This is a genomic window from Streptomyces akebiae (assembly GCF_019599145.1).
Taxonomy (GTDB): Bacteria; Actinomycetota; Actinomycetes; order Streptomycetales; family Streptomycetaceae; genus Streptomyces; species Streptomyces akebiae.
In genome coordinates, this window is the sequence record NZ_CP080647.1 from 8,949,125 (window position 1) to 8,965,227 (window position 16,103).

Consider the following 16,103-nt stretch of genomic DNA (forward strand, 5'->3'; position numbering starts at 1 on the left):
CGCTACGTGGTCCACGGGCTGGATCACACGTTGCGGCGGTACTGGCCGCCGACCTCGAAGAAAGCCTCGGTGATCTGCTCGAGCGAGCAGACCCTGGCGGCGTCCATGAGTACGGCGAAGACGTTGCGGCCGTCCATGGCCGCGTCCTTGAGGGCGGTCAGGGCCGTGTGGGCGTCGTCGCGATGGCGCGACTGACAGGTGCGCACGCGTCGCAGCTGGGACTGCTTCTCGTCCTCGGTCGCGCGCGCCAGCTCGATGACACCCGGCTCGGCCGTGTCGGCGTGGGCGTTGCGGAAGGTGTTGACGCCGATGATGGGCAGGGTGCCGTCGTGCTTGCGCTGCTCGTAGAGCATCGACTCGTCCTGGATACGGCCCCTCTGGTAGCCGGTCTCCATGGCACCGAGGACGCCGCCGCGCTCGCTGATCCGCTCGAACTCCAGGAGCACCGCTTCCTCGACCAGGTCGGTGAGCTCGTCGATGACGAACGAACCCTGCAGCGGGTTCTCGTTCATGGCCAGGCCCCACTCCCGGTTGATGATCAGCTGGATGGCCAGGGCCCTGCGGACCGAGTCCTCGGTGGGGGTGGTGACCGCCTCGTCGTAGGCGTTGGTGTGCAGGCTGTTGCAGTTGTCGTAGATCGCGATGAGTGCCTGCAGCGTCGTGCGGATGTCGTTGAAGTTCATCTCCTGGGCGTGCAGGGAGCGGCCGGAGGTCTGCACGTGGTACTTCAGCTTCTGGGAGCGCTCGCCCGCCCCGTACTTGTCCTTCATCGCGACGGCCCAGATACGGCGGGCGACCCGGCCGAGGACGGAGTACTCGGGGTCCATGCCGTTGGAGAAGAAGAACGACAGGTTCGGGGCGAAGTCGTCGACGTCCATGCCCCGGGCGAGGTAGGCCTCGACGTAGGTGAACCCGTTGGCCAGGGTGAACGCCAGCTGGCTGATGGGGTTCGCCCCGGCCTCGGCGATGTGATAGCCGGAGATCGACACCGAGTAGAAGTTGCGGACCCTGTTCGTGATGAACCACTCCTGGATGTCGGCCATCATCCGCAGCGAGAACTCGGTGGAGAACAGGCAGGTGTTCTGGCCCTGGTCCTCCTTGAGGATGTCGGCCTGCACCGTGCCGCGTACGTTCGCCAGCGCGTGCGCGCGCAGCTCGGCCGCCTCGTCCGGCGACGGATCGCGGCCCTCGGCGGCGCGGAACCTGTCGGTCTGCTGGTCGATGACGGTGTTGAGGAAGAACGCCAGGATGGTCGGCGCTGGTCCGTTGATGGTCATCGAGACCGACGTGGTGGGAGCGACGAGGTCGAAGCCGTCGTAGAGCGCCTTCATGTCGTCCAGCGTGGCCACCGACACACCGGAGGTGCCGACCTTGCCGTAGATGTCGGGACGTTCGTCCGGGTCGCGGCCGTAGAGCGTCACCGAGTCGAAGGCGGTGGACAGCCGGGTGGCCGGCTGACCCTCGGAGAGCAGCTTGAACCGGCGGTTGGTGCGGAACGGATCGCCCTCGCCGGCGAACATCCGCGCCGGGTCCTCGCCGTCGCGCTTGAAGGGGAACACCCCGGCCGTGAAGGGGAAGTAGCCCGGCAGGTTCTCCCGGCGCCAGAACCGCACCAGTTCCCCGTGGTCGGAGAACCGGGGCAGGGCGACGCGAGGGACCTTGTTCCCCGACAGGGACTCGCGGGTCAGCCGGGTGCGGATCTCCTTGTCGCGGACCTTCACCACCTGCTCGTCGCCGGAGTAGGAGGCGATGACGGCGGGCCATGCGCCGATCTGCTCCCTGACCTCGTGCGGGAGCCGCCTGACGGCGTCGTCGAGCAGCGTCCGGACGTTCCCCGCGTCGGAGCCCGCCTCGACGAGCTCGGCCTCGACCGCCTCCAGTCGCTGCACCCGCCGGGCCGCCTCGGCCAGCCTCCCGGTGTCCGCGTGGTACGTGCGGACGGTGTCGGTGATCTCGGCGAGATAGCGCACCCGGTCGGCCGGGACCACCTGGCGGATGCCCGAGGAGTGGCGCACGTCGACCGGTACCAGCGCGCCCTCGGACAGCGCCAGCCCCTTCCCGGCCAGGTCGGTCCGCAGGTGCTGGTAGAGCGCGGTGACCCCGTCGTCGTTGAAGGTCGCCGCCGAGGTGCCGTACACCGGCATGTCCTCGGGCCGCTTGTCGAACGCCTCCCGGTTGCGGACCAGTTGGCGGCCCACGTCGCGCAGGGCGTCCTTGGCGCCACGCCGCTCGAACTTGTTGATCGCCACGACGTCGGCGAAGTCGAGCATGTCGATCTTCTCCAGCTGCGAGGCGGCACCGAACTCCGGTGTCATGACGTACAGCGAGGTGTCCACGAACGGCACGATCGCCGCGTCGCCCTGGCCGATGCCCGGCGTCTCGACGATCACCAGGTCGAACCCGGCGGCCTTCACGACGTCGATCACGTCGGACAGGTGCTCGGGCAGCTCGTGGCTGCCGCGGGTGGCCAGACTCCGGAAGAACACCCGGTCCCCGTCCAGGGAGTTCATCCGGATCCGGTCGCCGAGCAACGCGCCGCCGCCACGGCGACGGGTCGGGTCGACCGCGATCACCGCGGTCCGCAGCTTGTCCCGCTGGTCGACCCGGAAGCGGCGCACCAACTCGTCGGTCAGCGAGGACTTGCCCGAGCCGCCGGTGCCGGTGATGCCCAGCACCGGCACGACCCGGGCCGCGGCGGCGGCGCGCAGGCGCTCCAGGAAGTCGGGAGGCAGCTTGCCGAGTTCGGCGCCGGTGATGGCGCGGGCGATCGCGAACCGGTCACCGGCGAGTACGGCGGCCGCGTCGGCCGGCCTGTCGTCCCAGAGGTCGAAGTCGCAGTCCCGCACCACCGAGTTGACCATCCCGGCCAGGCCCATCCGCTGCCCGTCCTCCGGGGAGAAGATGGTCACCCCGCTCCCGCGCAACCGGGCGATCTCGGCGGGCACGATGACGCCGCCTCCGCCGCCCACCACCCGGATGTGCTCCGCTCCCTGCGCGCGCAGCGACTCGACCAGGTACTCGAAGTACTCGACGTGCCCGCCCTGGTAGGAGGAGACCGCCACACCGTGCGCGTCCTCCTCCAGCGCCGCGTCCACGACCTCCCGCACCGACCGGTTGTGTCCGAGGTGGATCACCTCGGCGCCCTGGGACTGGAAGATCCGCCTCATGATGTTGATCGACGCGTCGTGCCCGTCGAACAGAGCCGAAGCGGTGACCAGGCGGACGGGGTGCACGGGTCGATGCTGATCGCTCATGAGGGCCTTCCCGGGCAGGGTGGGGTGCTGCAGGACGAAAGAGGTACGAAGAAATACTAGGACGTCCTAGTAAATTGCGGAGGTGATCGCTGTCACAGATCGAGGACGAGGCGTGGCCCGCACGAGCGGGAGACGCAGATGAGCATGGTGTCCCCGGCGGCCCGCTCCTCCTCGGTCAGCAGCGCGTCGCGGTGGTCGGGCGTGCCGTCGAGCACATCGGTCTCGCAGGTGCCGCAGGTGCCTTCCCGGCAGGAGAAGTCGACCGCGACGCCCGCCTCCTCCAGGGTTTCGAGCACCGAGCGGTCCGGGGGCACGGTGAGGGTGAGCCCCGAACGGGCGAGTTCCAGCTCGAAGGCCTCGGCCGGCTCGGCTTCCGCCGTCGGTGCCGACGGGGCGAACCGTTCGACGCCCAGGGCGCCGGGCGGCCAGCCCGCGCACTGCTCCCGCACCGCCCGCAGCAGGGGTTCGGGACCGCAGGCGTGCACGAGGGTGTTCTCCTCGGGCTCACCGAGGTGGGCGGCGAGATCCAGCAGGCCGTATTCGTCCTGCGGACGGATGAGCACACGGTCCCCGTACGGGGCGAGGCGGTCCAGGAACGCCATGGAGGTGCGGGTGCGGCCCCCGTACAGCAGCCGCCAGTCCGCCCCCGCGGCCGCCGCGGCCTCGACCATGGGGAGGATGGGCGTGATGCCGACGCCGCCGGCGATGAACAGATGGCGTGCGGCGGGCCGCAGCGGGAAGTTGTTCCGCGGTCCGCGGACCCGCACGGTGTCGCCTTCGCGCAGGTGGTCGTGGATGTACGCGGAGCCTCCGCGCCCCTGCGGCTCGCGCAGCACGGCGATCTGCCACGCCTCGCGTTGGGCCGGGTGCCCGCACAGGGAGTACTGACGGATCAGACCGCCGTGGGCGTCACCGTCGCCGGACTTGCCGGACTTGCCGGACTCGCTGTTGTCGCCGTTCTCGCTGTTCAGGAATACGTCGACATGGGCGCCCGGCGTCCAGGAGGCCAGCGGACCGCCGTCGGGGCGGCGAAGGGTGAGGCAGACCACGCCGTCGGCGGCGATGGTGCGGCTCGCCACGGTGAGGGTCGTGTCGATCGGGGGCAGTCGGTCGTTCATGGGGGTCGGCTCCGGGGCTCAGGCGGGTGTCGGTACATGCAGCAACAGCGCGTCGCCCTGGCCGCCGCCCCCGCACAGGGCCGCCGCTCCGCTGCCGCCTCCGCGCCTGCGCAGTTGCGCGGCGAGAGTCAGCACCAGCCGGGCTCCGGTCATGCCGACCGGGTGCCCGAGCGCGATCGCTCCGCCGTTGACGTTCACCTTGTCCAGGGGGATGTCCAGCTCCCGCAGCGAAGCCAGGGCCACTCCCGCGAACGCCTCGTTGATCTCGAACAGATCCAGATCGGCGGCCTTCAGCCGGCCGTCCCGGGTCAGGGCGTCGCGGACCGCGCCCGCCGGCTGGACCAGGAGCGAGGGATCCGGGCCCGCGACCGTGCCGTAGGCGCCGATCTCGGCGAGCGGCGTCAGGCCCTCCCACCGGGCGCGTTCCGCGCTCATCACGACGACGGCCGCGGCGCCGTCGGAGAGCTGGGACGAGTTGCCCGCCGTGATGGTGCCCGCGCCGGAGAAGGCCGGCCGCAGGCGCCCGAGCCCCTCGGCGGTGCTCCCGGGCCGTACGCCCTCGTCGGTGTCCACCACCGTCTCTCCCCGGCGTCCGGCCACGACGACCGGGGTGATCTCCTCGGACAACGCGCCCGACTCCTGCGCGAGGGCGGCTCTTCGGTGGGACAGCGCGCTGTACTCGTCCTGCTCCTCGCGGGTCAGGGCGAACGGCTGCTGGTATCGCTCGGTGGCCGCGCCCATGGAGACGCCGTCGAAGGCGCAGACGAGAGCGTCGCGGTCGAGGGCGTCCTCCACCGCCGTCGAACCGTACTTCCAGCCGGTGCGGGCTCCGCGCAGCAGATGCGGGGCGCCGGACATGGACTCCATGCCCCCGGCGACGACGACCTCATGACGTCCGGAGGTGATCATGAGGTCGGCCAGGGCGATGGCGTGCAGACCGGACAGGCAGAGCTTGTTGACGGTGCTCGCGGGGACGGAGAACGGGATGCCGGCGCCGATCGCGGCCTGCCGGGCCGGGTTGGGGCCGGCCCCGGCCTGGACGACATGGCCCATGACGACGGCCTGCACGGCCGCCGGATCCAGGTGGGCGGCGGACAGGGCCGCGCCGATGGCGTGGGCGCCGAGGTCGACCGCGGACAGGGTGCTCAGGGTGCCCATCAGTTTGCCGATGGGTGTCCTGGTTCCGGCGACGATGACGGATCCGGGCATGGCGGGGCCTCCTTGGGCGATTCAGAGGGATCCGGCGGCCGCGTCGACGGCGCGCTCGGCGATCAGGTGGGCCGTCTCGTTGACCGAGTGCAGGACGAGTCGCCCGCCCGGCATCCGCCGCACGCGGCTGACCGAGGTGTAGCCGGGGTGGAACCAGAACATCGTGGGCAGGCCGAGCATCGTCGCGAGATACGTGTTGATGATTCCGCCGTGGCACACGGCCGCGACCCGCTCGCCGGGGTGGGCGTCGAGAATGGTGTCCATGGCGCGTACGGCACGCGCACGGAAGGCGTCCCAGTCCAGGTCCGGTACGAAGTCCTCGTACCGTCCCTCGGAGAGCGCCACCGACCGGGGGTCGTCCCGCTGTATCTGCTCGGGCGGCGTGTAGGGATGCGAGACGTCGGTGTCCCACTCCCGCAGGTCGTCCAGGACGGTGGCGGTCATGCCGCTGAGCCGTTCCAGGGGCGCCACGGTCTCGCGGGCACGCCGGAACGGGCTGGAGTAGAGGGCGTCGAGGTGCTCGTGCGCCAGCCAGGCGGCGGCGCGCTCGGCCTGGGCCGCGCCCTCGGGCGAGAGCCCCGGGTCGAACACGCCTGCCAACGGGAGGCCGTGCCGGACGAGGAGAAGTTCGGTCATGGGTGATCCTTCGTGCGAGAGAAGGCGGGAAGGTCGGGAAGGTCGGGCAGGGGGGAGGCGGGACAGCGGGAAGGCGACGGGGCGGGCCCGCTCAGCCGGCGATGGTCCGTTCCGAGCCCCAGTAGGGGCGGCGCATCGCGCGTTTGTCGAGCTTGCCCATGGCGTTGCGCAGGAGTTCGGGGACGAACTCGTAGGACTTCGGGCATTTGTAGGCGGCGAGGCGTTCGCGGCAGAACAGGTCCAGCTCAGCGGCCGGCGGGTCGTCGGCAGCCGCCACGACCAGGGCCCGCAGGGACTCACCGAAGTCCGGGTCGGGCACGCCGATGACCGCGACCTCGGCGACCGCCGGGTGCTGCCGCAGCACCGCCTCGCTCTCCGCCGGGTAGAGGTTGACCCCGCCGGAGACGACGACGTCGGCGGCGCGGTCGGTGATGAAGATGTAGCCGTCCGTGTCGACGAAGCCGATGTCGCCGAGTGTGAAGACGCCGGGGGAGAGGTAGGCGGACCTGGTCTTGTCCGGGTCCGCGTGGTAGCGGACGCCCTGGTCCTCGGGCGCCCGGAAGGCCAGCAGCCCGTGCTCGCCGGGCGGCAGTTCCCGGCCGTCGTCACCAGTGACCAGCACCTCGAACGGGGGCCGGACGCGTCCGACGGATCCCGGGTGGGCCAGCCATTCGGTGCTGCTGATGCGGGCCACGGTTCCCGCCTCGCTTGCGCCGTACGACTCCGACAGCACCGGACCGAACCAGTCGATCATCGCTCGCTTCACGTCCGGTGGACACGCGGAGCCGGTGTGGGAGACCTGCCGGAGGCTGGAGACGTCGTACCGGGCGCGGACCTCGTCCGGAAGGGCGAGCAGCCGTTGGAAGTGGGTGGGCACCATCACCGTCGAGGAGACCCGCCACCTCTCCACCCTGTGGAGAAACGTCTCCGCGCCGAATCTGCCCAGGACGACCACCGGCTCACCGGCCGTCAGGTGCCGCAGCGAGGTCAGCGGCGCGTTGTGCTGCAGGGGGCCGCACACCAGATGCGGTCCCGGGGGGAACCCGGGCCGGGCGGACATCGCGGCGAGGTAGGCGGAGGCGTCGGCGACCGGGCCGCTCACCCAGCGCACCTCGGTACCGCGCGCCCGTCCGGTGGTGCCGGAGGTGTAGACGAGCGGAGGGCGGGCGGGCCGGTCCGCGGGAAGGGCGTGTCCGGCGGGTGCGGCCGCCAGCCACAGGTCCCAGTCGAAGGCGTGCCCGATCGGCGCGGTTCCGTGCGTCACCAGCGGCAGGCCCAGTTCCCGTGCCGCGTCGAGGGCGGCGCCCGCGCCGGCGGGTCCGGCGATGATCCCGGTCACGCCCGCGTCGATGATCTGGTCGACGAGCTCCCCCGACGTGAGGTTCCGGGACGTGGCCACGGTCCCGACCCCGGCCCGCAGGCCGGCGAGATGGGCCACCAGCGTCGGGATCGCGTTGTCGCCGAGGACGGCGATCCGGTCGTCGGGGCCGGGCGCGAACTCCAGCATCCGGGCCGCCGCTCGCGCGACCTGGTCGACGAGTCCGGACCAGCACAGCACGTTCAGGTCGTCCGCGAGAGCGGGTTCGTCTGGTGTCTCCTGGGCGCGGCGGTCGAGTGGCAGCAGCGACATGGCTCCTCCGGCGGCTCCTCGGTCCTCTCCCGATTCGAGGGGAGGACGGATGCCGAGACTGTAGCGTTTATCAAGAAAGTGCGGAACACTCTGATCCCAGACGGAGCCATTACCGCATGCTCGAACCGTGAGTGCGGCCCACGCTCCACTCCCTCTTACTCAATCTTTCGTCTGGTAAGTGCCCGAGGAGGAGCCATGTCACAGCCCGATCCGGACGCCTGGCGCACAGAGGTCCGGCAGTGGCTGGCCACCGTGCTCGAACCGGCGCGGACTGCGCGGTCCGCCGGAGCGGCCGCCGACCTCGCCGTGTTCCACAACCTCACGGAGGACGAGGAACGCCTGCTCCTGGAACGCTGCCGCGCCTACCAGCGGGCCCGCTTCGACGCCGGCTACCAGGCGCTGACGCTCCCCGCGGACAAGGGCGGCGCGGGCCTGACCGCCGCCCACGCGGCGGTCTTCGCCCAGGAGGAGTCCGCCTTCGAGGTGCCGCCGTCCACCGAGCTGATCAGCGTCACCGTGCGCCTGGTCGCGATGGCCGTCTCCCTGTTCGGCACGGCCGAGCAGCGCGACCACTACGCACGCGCCTTCCTGCGCACCGACCTGCTGGCCTGCCAGCTCTTCAGCGAGCCCGCCGCCGGATCCGACCTCGCCGCCCTGCGCACCCGCGCTCGGGCGGAAGGCGACGACTGGGTGGTCGACGGGCAGAAGGTGTGGACCTCGGGCGCCCAGTTCGCCGACTACGGTCTGCTGCTCGCCCGCACCGACCCGGACGTCGTCAAACAGGCCGGCATCACCGCCTTCCTGGTCCCGTTGGACGCGCCCGGCGTGGAGGTGCGGCCCATCCGTCAGATGAGCGGCGGCGCCTCCTTCAACGAGGTCTTCCTGACCGGCGTACGCGTCCCGGACCGGCTGCGGATCGGGCGCCCGGGCCAGGGCTGGGAGGTCGCCACCGCCACCCTCGCCTTCGAGCGGACCGCCTCCGGCAGCGGCAACCGCCGCAAGGGCGGCACCTTTCCGGACGTCCTCGCCCTCGCCCGCTCCCTCGGCCGCACCGGGGACCCGCTGGTCCGCCAGCGCCTCGCCGACCTGTACGTACGCACCGCCCTGAGAGCGGCCACCGTCGACCGGGTCGCCAGGACGAGCGCCGCCGGCGGCCGGCCGGGCCCGGAGGCGTCGTTGACCAAACTCATGGCCTCCGAGCTCATGACCCGCACGGGACAGGTCGCCGCCGAGCTGATGGGAGCGCGGATCAGCGCCGACACCGGGGAACAGGGCACCTTCGCCTGGACCCAGCACCTCCTCGGTGCCCCCGGCTACCGGTTGGCCGGAGGCACCGACCAGATCCAGCGCAACCTGATCGGCGAGCGCGTGCTGAAGCTGCCGCCGGAGCCGCGGGCGGACCGGGCGCCCTTCTCGCAGCTGCCCGGTGACTGAGGTGACTGAGGGGTCTGTCCCGGTGGCTGCGAGACCGGGCTTCGTTCGCACAATCACAAAGGAGTGACATCGATGGATCTGGGACTGACGGGCGCGAAGGCGCTGGTGACCGGGGCGAGCCGGGGAATCGGCCGGGCTGTCGCCGCCACCCTGGCGGCCGAGGGCTGCTCGCTGGCGCTGTGCGCCCGCGGCGAGGAGGGGCTGGCCAAGGCCGCCGCCGAACTGCGGGCCGAGGGGGCCACCGTGTTCGCGGAAGCGGTGGATGTCACCGACCCGGCCGCCCTCGCGGGCTTCGTGGAGCGGTCGGCCGCCGAACTCGGCGGCCTGGACCTGCTGGTGTCCAACGTGTCGGCGGGCAACGTGAAGGGCCCCGAGTCGTGGGAGGCCAGCCTGCGCGGCGACCTCATCCCGTTCGCGGGACTCGTCGAGGCGGCCCTGCCGCACCTGGAGGCCTCCGACCGGGCCGCGGTCGTGGCCATCGGCACCACCAACGCCTCCGACACCGCGCGTCCGGCCGGAGCGAACTCCTACTCCGCGCTCAAGGCGGCCGTCGTCCAGCACGCCTCGGCCCTCGCGCACGCCCTCGCCCCGAAGGGCATCCGCGTCAACACCGTCTCGCCCGGCCCGATCGACTTCCCCGGCGGCGCCTGGGAGACCATCCGCACCAGCCGCCCCGAGGTGTACGAGGAGGTCCTCGCCAAGCTGCCGATCGGCCGTTACGGCGCCGCGGAGGACGTGGCCGCGGCGGTGGCGTTCCTGCTCGGGCGGACCGGCTCCTTCTGTGTCGGGGTCAACCTCGTGGTGGACGGCGGGCTGCTCACCCGCGTCCAGTACTGAGCCGTGGCGGGCCCGGCCGGCCGCCTGGACGCCGTACTGGTCTGCGGCGGCCGATGGCACGACTTCGACCACGCGCGGCTGCGGCTGCTGGAACTGCTCGGTGAGCATCCGCGCGTGCGCACCACGGTGTACCAGGACTACGACTGCGAGGCCGCCCTCGACGAGGCCGACCTGCTGGTCACCTACACCTGCGACGTCCGGCCCCGCCCGGCGCAGCGGGCCGCCCTGGCGCGGTTCGTCGAGCGGGGCGGGCGCTGGCTCGCCCTGCACGGCACCAACGCGGTGATCGAGCCGTCGACGGGCGGCGGGCCGCGGGTGTTCACCACGCCACGGCTCCTCGGCGAACTGGCGCAGGTGCTCGGCAGCCAGTTCCTGGCCCACCCGCCGATCGAGCCGTACCAGGTGCGGGTGACCCGGCCCGACCATCCGCTGGTCGCCGGGATCGGGCCGTTCACGGTCACCGACGAGCTGTACGTGTGCGAGCTGCACGGGGAGCTGGAGGTACTGCTGCACGCCGAGTACACGGGACCGTGCCGCGGCTTCGCCGAGGGCGACTCCGCGGCTCTCGACGACGCGCCCCGACCGGTGCTGTATCTCAAGCGGCACGGAGCCGGCGAGGTCTGCTACTTCACCCTCGGTCACTGCCGGGGGCGCTACGACGTGCAGGACCTCGGGGTGGACGACACGGGGCGCGTGGACCGGGGCCCCTGGCGGACACCGGAGTTCCTGACGGTGCTGCGGCGGTGCGTGGAGCGGACGGTGGGTGTGCGGGGGGCGGCGGGCGGTTGAGCGCGGCGGGGGCGGCCGGAGGATTTCGCCCCCGCCGCCCCTACCCGTTCCCATCCCTGGGGCTGCGTCCCCAGACCCCCGCTCCGGCCCTGAACGGGCCTTGTTTTCACACGCCGGACGGGCTGAGTGGGCCGTGCGGCAGTACCACCGCGCGGCCGCTGATCTCCCCGGCGTGCAGACGCTCGTACGCCTCGGGTGTCTGGTCGAGCGTGAAGGTCTCGACGTGCGAGGACACCAGACCCTGCCGCGCGAGCTCCAGGACCTCCATGAGTTCCGTCCGACTGCCCCAGTAGGGGAAGGCGGCCGACACCTCGAACGGCAGCCCGCCGCCGAAGCCGACGGCCAGCGTGCCGCCGCCGAGGCCGACGACGGTGACATCGCCCTCCACCGCCACCGACGCGGCGGCCACCGCCAGGGTCGCCTGGGCTCCCACGAAGTCCAGGACGACCTCCGCTCCCGTACCGCCGGTGAGTTCCCGCAGCCGCGTGGCCGCCTCGCCGTCGGAGAGCAGTGCCTCATGGGCGCCGACCTCGCGTGCCAGCTCCAGCTTCTCCGTGCTCACGTCGAGGGCGACCACCCGGGCCGGGGTCAGCGCGCGCAGCAGCTGCACGGCGAGATGTCCCAGCCCGCCCACGCCGATCACCACCGCCGTGCTGCCGGGCAGCAGCTTCGGCAGTGATCTGCGGATCGCGTGGTACGGGGTCAGCCCGGCGTCGGTGAGGGGCGCGGCCTGGACGGGGTCGACCCCGTTCAGCGGAATCAGGTGGCGGACCGAGTCCACCAGCATGTACTCCGCCAGGGCCCCGGGCCGGCCGAGACCCGGCGGCAGGATGCCGAGCCCGGCGGCGTACGCGCAGCAGTTCTCCTTGCCCTCGGCGCACTTGTGACAGCGCCCGCAGCCCCACGGCCCGTACACCGCCACCGCCTCGCCCTCCACCACGGCGGTCACTCCGGCGCCCACCGCCGCCACCGTCCCGACACCCTCGTGACCGAGCGTCATCGGCAGCGCGTAGGGGAACTGGTCCTCGGGCCAGCCCATCACCGCCAGGTCGGAGTGGCACAGCCCCGCCGCCGTCACCTTCAGCAGCACCTGGCCCGGGCCGGGGTCCGGCACCGGAACCTCCACCACCTCGGGGGCGTGCCCCACCCGTCGGTACTGAACAGCTTTCATCGTCGGACCTCCTCGCTGGTGGTTTCCTCCTGACGGGTCCCCGTCCGGCGGCGCAGAACGGCGGGCAGGGCGACCCTGCCACCCGTGAGGACCAGCGCCACGATGAGGACCGAGCCGGTGAACAGGCTCGCGGCCCACTGCGCGCTGGTGGCGAGCCCGAGTCCGGTGATGCCGGTGCCGAGCAGGAGGACCGCGAGGACCGTGCCCCAGGCGTTGAAGCGGCCCGCCCGCAACTGGGTCGCCCCGACGAACGCGGCGGCGTACGCCGCCAGCAGGTACGGGGTGCCCGCGGTGGGCGAGCCGGAGCCGACCGAGGACGCGAAGACGACGCCGGCGAAGCCGGAGAGCAGCGCGGAGGCCACCAGGGTCAGGAAGCGCAGCCGGTCCGTGCGCACCCCCTGCAGTCGGGCGGCGTCCGCGTTGAAACCGGTCGCGTACAACCGGCGCCCGGTGGCGGTGTGTTCCAGCAGGAACCAGATGGCGACGGCGGCGAGCAGCAGATACAGGACCGGCAGCGTGATACCGCCCGCGTCCAGCTGGGCGATGCTCGCGAACGGCTCGGCGAGCAGCTGCACACCGGTGATCGAGCTGTCGTTGGTGACCATGGTGATCAGGGACTGGATCAGCGCGCCGGTGGCCAGGGTGGCGATGAACGAGTCGACGCGCAGGACCACCACCACGATGCCGTTGACGACCCCGATCAGCAGCGCGGCGGTCATCGCCAGGGCGATGGCCGTGCCGGGACCGAGCCCGGCGGAGACCATGAAATAGGCGGTCAGCACGCTGGTGAGCGACATGGTGTAGGCGATCGAGAGGTCGAAGACCCGTGCGGCCAGCGGCGGTACGACGCTGAGGGCCACCAGGCCCGCCACGGCGTTGCCGTTCAGTACCTGCTTGACCGTGATGGCGGTCGGGAACGTGTCCGGCGCCCACACGGAGAAGAGCACGACGATGACCAGCCACACGTACACGGCGCCGATGTTCCGGAACGACAGGGCGGCCACCGCCCGTCGGACCGCTGTCCCCGGTACGGACACCATGGATCTCTCCGGTGCGGACGGCGGGAGCCCCGCCGCCCGGGTCGGGGTGGACGTCATGTCACTCGGTTCCTTCCAGGACACATGTCACTCGGTTCCTTCCATGGCGTGCACGAGCGCGGACTCGGTGATGTCCCGGCCGCTGATCTCCCGTGCGATCCGACCGTCCCGCACCACCAGGACGCGGGTGCACAGCGCGAGCAGGTCCTGTGTGTCGGTGGAGGACACGATGACGCCCATGCCCTCGCCGGCCTGCCGCTCTATCAGGTCGTACAGCTGCAGACGGGTGGCGATGTCCACGCCCGCCGTGGGTTCGCACAGCGCCAGCACCGGCGGGCGCTGTGCCAGACAGCGGGCCATCACGACCTTCTGCTGGTTGCCGCCGCTCAGCGTGGTGATCCGCGCCCCGCGGCCGGCCGTCCGGACACCGACCCGCCGGATCCAGTCCTCCACCAGGGCGGACTCGTGGCGTCGGCGCAGCCGCCCGGAACGGGCGCGCAACCGGCCCAGGAGCGGCAGGGTGAGGTTCTCGCCGACCGAGAAGTCGCCGATCACGCCCTCGCCCGCCCGGTCCGCGGGAACCAGGGGAAGGCCCAGACCGTCGGCGTCGCGCGCCTGCGTCCACCGCTCGGAGCGCCGGGGCAGCCGCAGCCTGCCGCTCACCCGCCCGGCATGGGCCCCGCACACCGCGTACGGCACGATCTCGTGGCCGGAGCCGGCCAGGCCGGTGATGCCCAGACGCTCGCCGCCGGCCAGGTCGAACCCGACGCCCCGCAGGGGCCCGGCCCACAGGTCCCTGACCTCCAGCACCGGGTCGGCGCGGCTCGAAGGGGGCGGGGGGCGGTGGTCGGTCTCCATCTCCTCGCCCGCCATCAGCTCCGCCAGCGCCCGCGGGGTGAGCTCGGCGACCGGGCGGGTGGCGATCCGGCGTCCGCCGCGGATCACGGTGACCCGGTCGGCGAGCGCGAAGATCTCGTCCATGCGGTGCGAGACGTACAGGACGCCGGCGCCCGCGTCGCGGACCTCGCGCACGATGTCGAAGAGGCGGGCCACCTCGCCGGGCGGCAGTACGGCGGTCGGCTCGTCGAGCACCAGGACACCGCGCCGGCCCTCCCAGCCCTGCAGCGCGGCGGCGATGGCCACCACCGTGCGCTGGACGGGGGTCGCCGTCGCCAGCGGCCGGCGTACGTCGATACCGAGGCCGAACCGCTCGACGAGGGCGCTCGTGCGCCGCTCCATCTCCGGCCAGCGGATGTTGCCGAAGGCCGTGCGGGCGAAGCCATGGCTGAGCGCGAGGTTGTCGATGGCGCTCAACTCGCCCACCAGCCCCAGCTCCTGGTGGACGAAGCGGAGCCGGTCGTGCCGGGAAGCCGTGACCTGGCCGAGGTCGAAGGGCTCACCGTCGAGTTCGGCCACGGCGCCGGGCTCCGCGTGGTGGTAGCCGGCGAGGATCTTGATGAGGGTGGACTTGCCGGAGCCGTTGGGCCCGATCAGGGCGTGGATCTCGCCCGGCGAGACCTCCAGATCGACGTCCGCGAGAGCCTGGGTGCCGCCGAATCTCTTCGACAGGGCGGCCACCCGGAGCACCGGCCCGGTCAACTCAGCCCCCACAGCGCCTTGAACTGCGCCTGGTAGTCCTCGACGATCGGGAAGTCGCCGTCGGCCGAGGGCAGGTTGTCCTTGGTGACGAGCATGTTGGGCAGTGTGGCCTGCTGGTCCACGTCCATGGGCTGGCCGGTGAAGTGCCGGGCCAGTGCGTCGGCCTGCAGCCAGGCCGTCTCGTGGGAGTTGAGCGCCATCGCGCCGTCGGTGAGACCGCTCTGGATGTACTGGTAGTTCTGCGCGTCACCGACGTTGACGACGATGTGCTTGCCGGTGATGCCGGCGGTCTTCAGCGCGGTCGGCACGCCCACGTTGAGCAGGCCCAGGGAGAAGACGACGTGGGTCACCTTCGGGTGCGACCGGAGGTACGACACCACGCGGTCGGGCATGTCCTTGCCCACGGCGGTGATCGGCACATCGACGTTGTCCAGCTCGCAACCGTCGCACCACTTCTTGTACTTGGCGGCGAAGGAGTCCTTGACGGGCTTGAGGATCGTGTACGCCGGAAGGTCGAAGTAGACGGTGTTCGCCTTGGCGTCACTGTTCGACACCACCCATGAGGCGAGCATCTCGCCCTGGACGCCGACGTCGTCCGGCCCGTTCTTGAGCAGGGAGATGCCGTCGCCCAGCAGGTCGTCGGCGTTCGACTGGATGACGGGGATCTCGGCGGCCTCCAGCCGGGCCAGCTGCTTGGCGTAGACGGCGCGGGGGAAACCGGAGGCGACGACGGCGTCCGGCTTGTCGCGCAGGGCCTGTTCGTAGGCGGCCTGGACGGACTCCGGGGTGCCCTGGGTGGCGATCTGCTTCACCTCCCAGCCGAGTTCCTCGGCGGCCTCGGTGAAGAAGTCGGCGAGGTCCTTGCAGGACTGGACGCCGCAGAGGATGAAGTCGATCTTCTTGCCCTTGGGGATCTTCTTGCCGACGGGCTCGGTCACGGAGATCGTGGTCGGGCGCTCGGAGTACTTCGCCAGGGCCTCGCGGGCCGCCGTCAGGCCGGGGGAGCCCGGCGCGGCCGCCTGCGTGGAGTCGGTGGCGGGAGTGCTGCCGCCGCCGCACGCCGCCAGGGCGAGCAGTGAGGCGACGGAGACGGTGGCGGTGAGGGCACGGCTGACCGTGCGACGGGGTCTGGAACTCATCGTTGAGTACTCCCGAGAGGTGTCGCCTGCGCTGCCGCGACCCACGTCGCTCCCGCGTCCGCGGTGGTCGGGCTCCGGTCAGGCGGATCGATTCTGTGTTGCCCCGGGGCGAGGACGCCGCGGCGCTGGGGCCGGTACGGCAAAGACCGTCCAGCAATGGAGAAACTTTTGAGGAACTACAGCCTCAAGTGGGTCGGAGTGTGACATGTCCCAGCGGTCTTGGGGAGAGGTCCGCCACAAGAAATTCCGG

General features: G+C 71.7%; 12 protein-coding genes. 3 read left to right on the forward strand and 9 right to left on the reverse strand.

Going from position 1 to position 16,103, the window contains the following annotated elements; all coding sequences use genetic code 11:
• Window positions 1-23: 23 nt before the first annotated feature.
• The 5 genes from icmF to K1J60_RS38910 all read right to left on the reverse strand — a co-directional run bounded on the left by icmF (window position 24) and on the right by K1J60_RS38910 (window position 7,847).
• A complete protein-coding gene (gene icmF, locus K1J60_RS38890; RefSeq protein ID WP_220650307.1) occupies window positions 24-3,254 on the reverse strand; it encodes a fused isobutyryl-CoA mutase/GTPase IcmF in 3,231 nt (1,076 codons plus the stop codon).
• A 92-nt stretch (window positions 3,255-3,346) separates the two neighbouring features.
• Complete coding sequence (locus tag K1J60_RS38895) at window positions 3,347-4,372, reverse strand: PDR/VanB family oxidoreductase (RefSeq protein WP_220650308.1); 1,026 nt, start codon at window positions 4,370-4,372, stop codon at window positions 3,347-3,349.
• A gap of 18 nt (window positions 4,373-4,390) precedes the next feature.
• A complete protein-coding gene (locus tag K1J60_RS38900; protein ID WP_220650309.1) occupies window positions 4,391-5,581 on the reverse strand; it encodes an acetyl-CoA C-acyltransferase in 1,191 nt (396 codons plus the stop codon).
• Window positions 5,582-5,602: 21 nt separating this feature from the next.
• Entirely contained in the window at window positions 5,603-6,217 is a 615-nt protein-coding gene (locus K1J60_RS38905) for a histidine phosphatase family protein (protein WP_220650310.1), read from the reverse strand.
• Window positions 6,218-6,308: 91 nt separating this feature from the next.
• A complete protein-coding gene (locus K1J60_RS38910; protein WP_220650311.1) occupies window positions 6,309-7,847 on the reverse strand; it encodes an AMP-binding protein in 1,539 nt (512 codons plus the stop codon).
• A 195-nt stretch (window positions 7,848-8,042) separates the two neighbouring features.
• On the opposite strand from K1J60_RS38910, the gene K1J60_RS38915 reads away from it, so the two are divergent.
• From K1J60_RS38915 to K1J60_RS38925, 3 genes are all read left to right on the forward strand, one after another.
• Complete coding sequence (locus K1J60_RS38915) at window positions 8,043-9,281, forward strand: acyl-CoA dehydrogenase family protein (protein ID WP_220650312.1); 1,239 nt, start codon at window positions 8,043-8,045, stop codon at window positions 9,279-9,281.
• A 72-nt stretch (window positions 9,282-9,353) separates the two neighbouring features.
• On the forward strand, window positions 9,354-10,118 hold the full coding sequence (locus K1J60_RS38920) for an SDR family NAD(P)-dependent oxidoreductase (RefSeq protein ID WP_220650313.1): 765 nt from the start codon (window positions 9,354-9,356) through the stop codon (window positions 10,116-10,118).
• A gap of 3 nt (window positions 10,119-10,121) precedes the next feature.
• Window positions 10,122-10,907, forward strand: coding sequence for a ThuA domain-containing protein (locus K1J60_RS38925; protein ID WP_220650314.1), 786 nt, complete (start codon window positions 10,122-10,124; stop codon window positions 10,905-10,907).
• A 106-nt stretch (window positions 10,908-11,013) separates the two neighbouring features.
• Here K1J60_RS38925 and K1J60_RS38930 read toward each other — a convergent pair whose 3' ends face one another.
• The 4 genes from K1J60_RS38930 to K1J60_RS38945 are packed head-to-tail and all read right to left on the reverse strand — an operon-like array spanning window position 11,014 to window position 15,853.
• Window positions 11,014-12,078: an NAD(P)-dependent alcohol dehydrogenase gene (locus tag K1J60_RS38930; RefSeq protein WP_220650315.1), complete on the reverse strand. Its 1,065-nt coding sequence runs from the start codon at window positions 12,076-12,078 to the stop codon at window positions 11,014-11,016.
• Window positions 12,075-13,175 (reverse strand): ABC transporter permease, encoded by a 1,101-nt coding sequence (locus K1J60_RS38935; protein WP_220650316.1) that lies wholly within the window; start codon window positions 13,173-13,175, stop codon window positions 12,075-12,077. Before K1J60_RS38935 ends, K1J60_RS38930 begins: the two co-directional genes overlap by 4 nt.
• 27 nt (window positions 13,176-13,202) lie before the next feature.
• The gene (locus K1J60_RS38940; RefSeq protein WP_220650317.1) at window positions 13,203-14,714 is read right to left on the reverse strand and encodes a sugar ABC transporter ATP-binding protein; all 1,512 of its coding nucleotides are present in this window, start codon (window positions 14,712-14,714) and stop codon (window positions 13,203-13,205) included.
• Entirely contained in the window at window positions 14,711-15,853 is a 1,143-nt protein-coding gene (locus K1J60_RS38945; RefSeq protein ID WP_220650318.1) for a sugar ABC transporter substrate-binding protein, read from the reverse strand. The genes K1J60_RS38940 and K1J60_RS38945 overlap by 4 nt, the downstream gene beginning before the upstream one ends.
• Window positions 15,854-16,103 lie beyond the last annotated feature (250 nt).